7 protein-coding genes and 1 pseudogene are annotated in these 7032 nt (G+C 44.6%); 4 read left to right on the forward strand and 4 right to left on the reverse strand.

Translation table 11 applies throughout. The annotated features are described in order from the left end of the window. Nucleotides 1-643: 643 nt before the first annotated feature. Together ltrA and BIZ39_RS19555 are read right to left on the reverse strand one after the other, a co-directional pair. Entirely contained in the window at nt 644-1993 is a 1350-nt protein-coding gene (ltrA, locus tag BIZ39_RS19550; RefSeq protein ID WP_168463668.1) for a group II intron reverse transcriptase/maturase, read from the reverse strand. Nucleotides 1994-2003: 10 nt separating this feature from the next. Continuing rightward, entirely contained in the window at nt 2004-2204 is a 201-nt protein-coding gene (locus tag BIZ39_RS19555; RefSeq protein WP_136251253.1) for a hypothetical protein, read from the reverse strand. Between the two features lie 491 nt (nt 2205-2695). Here BIZ39_RS19555 and BIZ39_RS19560 point away from each other — a divergent pair, with 491 nt between their 5' ends. The 3 genes from BIZ39_RS19560 to BIZ39_RS19570 all read left to right on the forward strand — a co-directional run bounded on the left by BIZ39_RS19560 (nt 2696) and on the right by BIZ39_RS19570 (nt 3696). Then, on the forward strand, nt 2696-2914 hold the full coding sequence (locus tag BIZ39_RS19560) for an addiction module protein (protein ID WP_187447803.1): 219 nt from the start codon (nt 2696-2698) through the stop codon (nt 2912-2914). Between the two features lie 3 nt (nt 2915-2917). Beyond that, nucleotides 2918-3214 carry a type II toxin-antitoxin system RelE/ParE family toxin gene (locus BIZ39_RS19565; protein WP_105933275.1) on the forward strand — a complete coding sequence of 99 codons (297 nt, stop codon included), beginning with the start codon at nt 2918-2920 and terminating at the stop codon, nt 3212-3214. A 128-nt stretch (nt 3215-3342) separates the two neighbouring features. Next, complete coding sequence (locus BIZ39_RS19570; RefSeq protein ID WP_187447804.1) at nt 3343-3696, forward strand: hypothetical protein; 354 nt, start codon at nt 3343-3345, stop codon at nt 3694-3696. Nucleotides 3697-4118: 422 nt separating this feature from the next. On the opposite strand, the gene BIZ39_RS19575 is transcribed toward BIZ39_RS19570, so the two are convergent. Next, nucleotides 4119-5273 (reverse strand): IS110 family transposase, encoded by a 1155-nt coding sequence (locus tag BIZ39_RS19575; protein WP_013784192.1) that lies wholly within the window; start codon nt 5271-5273, stop codon nt 4119-4121. 116 nt (nt 5274-5389) lie between these two features. Between BIZ39_RS19575 and BIZ39_RS19580 the strand changes: the two genes are divergently transcribed. Beyond that, nucleotides 5390-5812 carry a hypothetical protein gene (locus tag BIZ39_RS19580; protein WP_187447805.1) on the forward strand — a complete coding sequence of 141 codons (423 nt, stop codon included), beginning with the start codon at nt 5390-5392 and terminating at the stop codon, nt 5810-5812. 238 nt (nt 5813-6050) lie between these two features. Here the strand turns inward: BIZ39_RS19580 and BIZ39_RS19585 are convergent. Next, a pseudogene (locus BIZ39_RS19585) lies at nt 6051-6662 on the reverse strand (tyrosine-type recombinase/integrase). Nucleotides 6663-7032 lie beyond the last annotated feature (370 nt).

A 7032-nucleotide genomic window follows, 5' to 3' on the forward strand; every position in this document is an offset into this window, starting at 1 on the left:
CGTATCTAGATTACAGAAGTCCAAATCAATATGAGGCGGACATGAAGAAATTGAAAAAAGTAGCTTAACTGGGTTGGTCAATTTTGGTTGACCACGTCACAACACTAAATTTCCTAGAAATAATAATTAGAAAAAGGGTAAGCTATTGAAAAGAATTAACTATGACGCGTTCGAGAAATGGCAATAGACTGTTGTTTCAATGAAGTCTTCATAATAAGTTGTTAGTTGCCAAGAGCCATATGAGAAGCCTTCAATTACTTAGTTTATTATCTTTATTTATATCGGTCTGCTTATCGTATTGGATCTTAGCTCCAATAGAACCTGACTCAAGCGGGGCATCTGCGGGTGCTGCTGGCCTCTTATTAATGTTTATAGTGCTTCCACTATTTTGTTGCTCAGCTTTGGGCTCTATCACTTCGACAGTTGCGCTACTAAGTCCTAAATTACGAAAGACTTTTAACTTTACAGGTTTGTTTTGGCGCTTTATTTGGTTTCTCAACGCCATTATATCTTTAGGCTATATCGCGTTTGGGCTATATGTGACATATGCTAATATTTTCGGCTAAGGCAACTAATCGGGTAGCCGGAGGTATCTAGCCTCCAGCCCCCACAACACCCTGCATGCGGCTCCGCACAGGGCGTTTCATTTAGGATAGTGAAGCGCAATCCATCCATCACGTAGTGAATAAAGCCCTTCGGATTTCAAGTAATCAAGTGATAAAGCCTGATTGATCCCCGGAGATTTTGCACTACGCCATGGCCCTTTGCTGGTGATACCACACGCTACCGCAGCTTGAACATGCACGCCCAGTCTCATTAAATGTCGTACTTTGGTGCGCGGTTTTCGCCACTGACGCCAGTAAGCCATTCTCACTCTGCGCCGGATCCAGTGATCCAGTTCTACGCAGCGCTGATATCCACTGGCGATACCAAAGTAATTTATCCAGCCTCGTAAATACTGACTGAGTTTAAAGAGTTGGTATTGCATCGATACGCCCCAGTTGCGGTTCGTTAATCGTCGAACCTGTTGCTTAAACTTCATCAGGGTCTTCGGATGCCATTGAATGCGGCCTGCCTTGAAGGTAAATCCAAGGAATTTGCTTTCACTGGTTTTAACGACGTGGCTTTTGGTTGTATTAACAACTAACTTCAAGCGGTGGCACAGGAATCTGCTGATACTGTTGAGCACGCGTTCACCCGAACGGGGCGTCTTTACCAGTATGGTAAAATCGTCCGCATATCGTGCAAATTCGTGACCCCGTTTCTCAAGCTCTTTGTCCAATGGGTCTAGCATGATGTTTGCCAGTAGCGGCGATAATGGCCCGCCCTGAGGAACACCTTCTCGACTCTCGCTATAAAGCTGGTTATCCCCTTTGGTTTTGCAGAGAATCCCAGCTCGTAAGTAACGTTTAATCAGTTTAAGCAGTCGCTTATCCTTCACTTTGTAGCCAAGGTAGGTCATGAGTAAATCGTGATTAACGCGGTCAAAGAACTTAGACAGATCAACATCTACGGCAAAACGGCGTCCCGTTTTGATAATGCTGTTTACCTGCTTCACTGCTTGTTGCCCATTTCGATGTGGCCTGAACCCAAAACTATTATCTGAGAAGGTTGGGTCGAAAATAGGCGTAAGGACTTGGGCAATCGCTTGTTGGATAACACGGTCAACGATAGTTGGGATCCCTAATTGACGTTTTCCGCCATCAGGTTTGTCAATCTCAACGCGTTTCACCGGTGAAGGTTGGTATTGGCCTGAGCGAAGCGCAGTCATAACACGTTTCCAGTTTCCGGCGTTTGCCCAAGCGGGGAAGTCATCAATGGTCATGCCATCAATGCCAGCGGCCCCTTTGTTGGCTCGAACCTGCTTCCATGCCGACACAAGATTGGAAGGCTGGAGAAAAAGTTCGAGTAGATCTGCGCTAAAGGCTGGCTGCTCATCAGTACGCTGAGTCACGTCACTACCGGACGGCATTCGTGTGTTCAAGTCTGACAAGGCTCCTCCTTTATTCTAAATGTTCCGGCCTTGGCCGTGTCCCAGCCATTACGCTGGGCATTTGGCTACTATGCCGTCTGCTGACTTCTGCTCTATCACCGCCACAGTTACCTGTAACAGCGCTATCGGTTTGCATCGAATTCGCTCGCAGTGGATGATGCGTTTCCTCTGCGCCAAGGCACTTGTATACCAGAGCCTTACTGGTATTCACCGATCGCTCGTAAAGCAGATCTCCCCAGATAAGAACATGGACTGTCTCTGCACTGCTGCATCATTTACGGTGGCCGTTAGATCACATGGTTTCGTTGTCTTGTGCCAACTCACCTTCAGCCTACGCCTCATATGATGTTCTTGTTCATCAGCTCGCAGATTTGCTAGCGGCTTCCTCCAGACTATCTCTCACGATTTAGCCCTTGCCATTCGCTAGTAGTTAGCGTTGAATAACAGTGTGTTAAACAACGGTGATCTTCCTACAGAGGACTTTCACCTCATTAGTTCATGCCCATGCTGGGCGTACACAAAACACTAAAGGCACTCGCGCTGCTCGCTGGGACGCTAACACATGGGCTGCGTCACTTCGTTCCTAATTTTAGCCCATGTGTTATCGCCCCTTAGTGGGGTGTTAGCCGCTACTTGTAAATCCAGCCTTTCACTTCTCTTTTTTAGTGGTAATATCAAATCATACTCAATGGGAGTTATTTTATGTCTGATGCATTAAAAGTGATGCTTGAAAATATCGAGCAACTCAGTACTAAAGAGAAAGCTCTTGCTGCCCACTGTCTTTTAACGGCTATGGATACTAAGATTGATAGCGATGTGGAATCTGAGTGGGTAAAACTTGCAGAAGCTCGCAGCGCAGAGCTAAGGTCTGGTGCGGTAAAAAGCATTAGTTGGGAAGAGATAGAAAAGGATCTAAATTAAAAGATGCTGCCTGTTTCCTTTCACCCAGAGGTTAAAAGGGAAATAAAAGAGTCGTTTGATTGGTATCAAGAGCAGTCACTGGGGTTGGGTCACGAATTTACCCAAGAACTCAAGGAAGCCATCGATTCAGTTAGTTCTTTGCCTTCGGCATGGACAAAAATGGGGCAAACTCATCGACGCTTTGTCTTAAGCAGGTTCCCATACTCTATTATTTATAAAATTATCGAAAACAGGGAAATTAGTGTGGTAGCTATTATGCACAACCACCGAAAACCAGGGTATTGGCACGAACGCGGCTAACAACACGCTTAATTCGCTCACGGCGTTCGCTGGGACGCCTATACGCGGGGCGGCTTCGCCATTATGCCCCACGTATCAGCGCCCCTTAGCTTAAAGTTATAGCTTTAATTAAGAATAAGGATGTTTCTATGGCAGATATTTTAACAACGGTATCAACGGCAATAAATCTAGCTACTCGCCTTCGAGAAATTGGCAAGAATATTGAGGACGCAGAGTTCAAAAATTTACTGGCTGATTTAAGTCTTGAACTTGCCGATGCAAAGTTAAAAATCGCTGATTTAGTCTCAGAAAATGCTTCGTTGAAGGAAAAATTAAACGAAGTGACGAGTGCTACAGGTGAGCGCTGTCCAAGTTGCAATAACAGAACATTTAAAATTATTTCTACGCGCCCACATCCCACTTTTGGAGATTTAGGAGCTAAGGAACGGGAGTATAAGTGCTCTACCTGCGGCTTTGAAGAATCAAAATTGGTGGATCCATAACAAACCACTGTAGGCACTCGCTCGCGCTCGCTGGGACAAATACACGTAGGCTCAGTCGCTTCGCTCCAATTTTAGCCTACGTGTATTTGCCCCTAAGTGGGGTGTTGGTATGACTCCCCTTGTCAATAAAAACCGAGCGTAACCCTGACACTCTTTCAGCCCATAATTAGCTTTGTTTCTCACTTAAAATAAATGAGCTAACGCACCGGATGAGGCAGTAATGTCGTCGGTTGTCATGCTGGTATTCGTGGATTATTCATCTCTCAATGAACAGCGCCTACCTTACTCACTCCGCCGTGGTCACCTTCTCATCAGTCTATGTTCGTGGATCAATAACCGTTAAGTTATTGCCGTCATAACGCCCTCGTAGGTTGTGCCGCATTCCGCGGCCTGATCCGAATGCATTAGCTCAAACTCTTTTATCATGCAGGTACTCTGCTCAATCTCAATTTTGGATTAACTGGCGTAAGCACCACTTCTTTAGCGATAGCCCATATGTAGGCTGCCATCTCTCTGGCTATTGCGGTGATAATGAGGTTGTAATGCTTACCTTTTTTACTCATTCGCTGGTAGCGTTTGCACAGACGAAGCTGTGCTTTCCAAGCAATATCGACGATGTCTTTGGGTAAGCCTTCCTGTCGTAGTTGAATATCCGTCGAGATATTGGCTGGATAGCGATAACTATGTGCGCCCTCAATAAGTAAGCGCCTGGCTCTACCATTCCCACATTTGGTTATTGCGCCTAAGTGCCGTTTTCCGCCTGAGGAATGCTCGCTTGGTACCAAACCTAAATAAGCCATGAGCTTTCTAGGGTGGTCGAAACGATTTAAATCACCAAGCTCAGCAACAACCCCAACCGCCACTAGCAGTCTCACACCACGCATGGCTTGAATCGCTTTAACGACAGGATAATACCGCCACTGGTGAACATGATGGGTTAATTCATTATCTAGCCTTTCTAGCCGACGAATGCGCTCTTCTATGGTTTGCAACTGTTCTTGCAAGACAATTTGCTGAGCCGGATGAGGCAAAATCAGTTCAGTGAGCCAGCGAAGGTGCTTCTTCGACCAGTTGGCAGTGCCTTCATAACGAATGTTGTTGCGCAGCAGTAAGGCTTTAAGCTGGTACTTAGCTTCTTTTAAATCTTTCATTGCTGCTTCTCGGGCGCGGGATAAATCGCGAACAGCTTCATCCTCCGGCTCAGGCACATAAATGGGTGTAAGATCTTCCGACTTTAGCAACTTCACTAATTTAAGTGCATCACGGCGGTCAGTCTTAATACGTTCTCCAGGCTTTTTGGGTATAAGAGAAGGCGCGACGACATAGCAACAATGCCCTAAACTCGTTATCAGCCGATAAATCCAATAGCCACACGGCCCTGCTTCATACACCACGTGAATTGTTGCCCCAGGATATTTCGATTCAAACTGACGGATAAGCTTTTTGACGCTGACTTTTGAAGAAGGAATGCGGCCATAGTGCACCGCACTTGCTCCACGCTGCTCTTCACAATAAGCCACTTCGTGAAACTCTTTATGCGTATCCAACCCTATAAAAATCATGCTATGTTTATTCATGCTAGCCTCCAAATGATTTAGTCTTAAGCAAACTAATTATGGCACTGGCTTTCAGCTAACCCACGAAAATGCGGAGGCTAGCATTTCTCAGGGAGTCATTGTGTCTATGTGCTTCTATGAAATTTAAACCACCTTTCCATGAAAAAGTATTAGAAATCGCTTTAGTAATAACCAATGAGTCATCTACCAAGGACTATTGGGAAGCTCATAATCAATTGAGAACCATCTGTGAAACTCACGAAAACACTATATTAGACCACCCATTTCAATGGGAGACTCTGGCCGATTTCACTAAGAATAATGATGAAAGAATGTCTGCTTACCTAAAAGCGATTCAGCTGGCCAAAGAGCAGACTCAACAAGAATACATCGCATCCATTGCTAAAGAATTGGCAGAGTTATATTTGGAACAAAATGACATCAGTCAGGCTTTAGCATATTCTAAACTTTCCAAAAACGCTTTGACGCACTTTGAAGACACAGAACTACTAAAGGAAGTTGAAGATATTGAGAAAAGGATATTTCGAATACGCACATAACAACTCAATAAACTCACTCACTTCGTTCGCTGGGACGCATACACGCAGGGCGGCTTCGCCATTATGCCCCACGTGCCTGCGCCCGTTATTGAAAAGTTAATGTCCGCTTTAGAGTAAATAATTCAATCAAAACTAAATGTCGGCTACGTCTGGTTCTCGTTCATAGTTGAAGCTAGAGAACTAAGTCGTGAAGGTCCGGTATACGTACACAAGGGCTGCACAGGCAGCCCCTTACAGCCTAAACTTCTATAGATTCCGATATTTCCAAAGCGTCGTCCACCTCAATGCCTAAGTAGCGAACAGTGCTCTCTAACTTTTTATGGCCCAGCAAGAGTTGAACTACCCGGAGATTTTTAGTCTTCTTGTAAATCAGATAAGGCTTGGTTCTGCGCATTGAATGGGTGCTGTAGAGAGATGTATCTAGACCAAGTTTTTCAATCCATCCGTGAAAAATGCGGTTATATTGTCTAGTTGATATGTGCTCAGCGCTATGTATACGGGACTTAAAAAGATAATCAGAGGGTTTTAATCCAGCTTTCTTTACCCAAGCCAATATCGATTCTCCCGTGTTTGGTGTTATCTCAAATTGGACAGGACTACCTGTTTTTTGCTGAACGAGATGCGTGCGCCTAAGAGCTGAGCGTCCGCAAACGACATCGGAGACCTTGAGTTTAACAAGGTCACAACCTCGTAGTTTGCTATCAAGACCAAGGTTGAACAGTGCTAGATCACGAGTCCGTCCTTCAAGCTCTTAGCGAATCCGGATACCCCATATATGTGATATCTGAAGAGGCTTTTTCTGACCGATAATACGATTTTTGTTCCAAGGTGTATGGATTTTAATTGCCATGATTTGTCTCCTGTTTAATAGGAAACATAATTATGGCAGTCCGGCCAAAGTTTATGGTTTGAATAATGGTACTGACAGATTTTTTTACCGGGAATTCAGCATTGCTCAACCATCAGACTGAGAAGCTATATGATTTCTTATATACTGCGCTTTCTTTACCCTACTTGCGCAGGTATGGCCAAAGTAAACTGCATGAAATTTTAACTATTTTGATTTTGTTCAGAAATATACTGAGCATAAAGAAGGTCAGCAAAATCCGCTTCACCAATTTGGGGTTCTAGGGATTTTCCCCTCTAAAAAGACTTAATCCTCTGTAGACCACACCAATAAATGGCTGCGGAGGTGGGTTACTACTTATAAGTGTGGCAAA

This window comes from Alteromonas sp. BZK5, from assembly GCF_014349115.1.
Classification (GTDB): Bacteria; Pseudomonadota; Gammaproteobacteria; order Enterobacterales; family Alteromonadaceae; genus Alteromonas; species Alteromonas macleodii.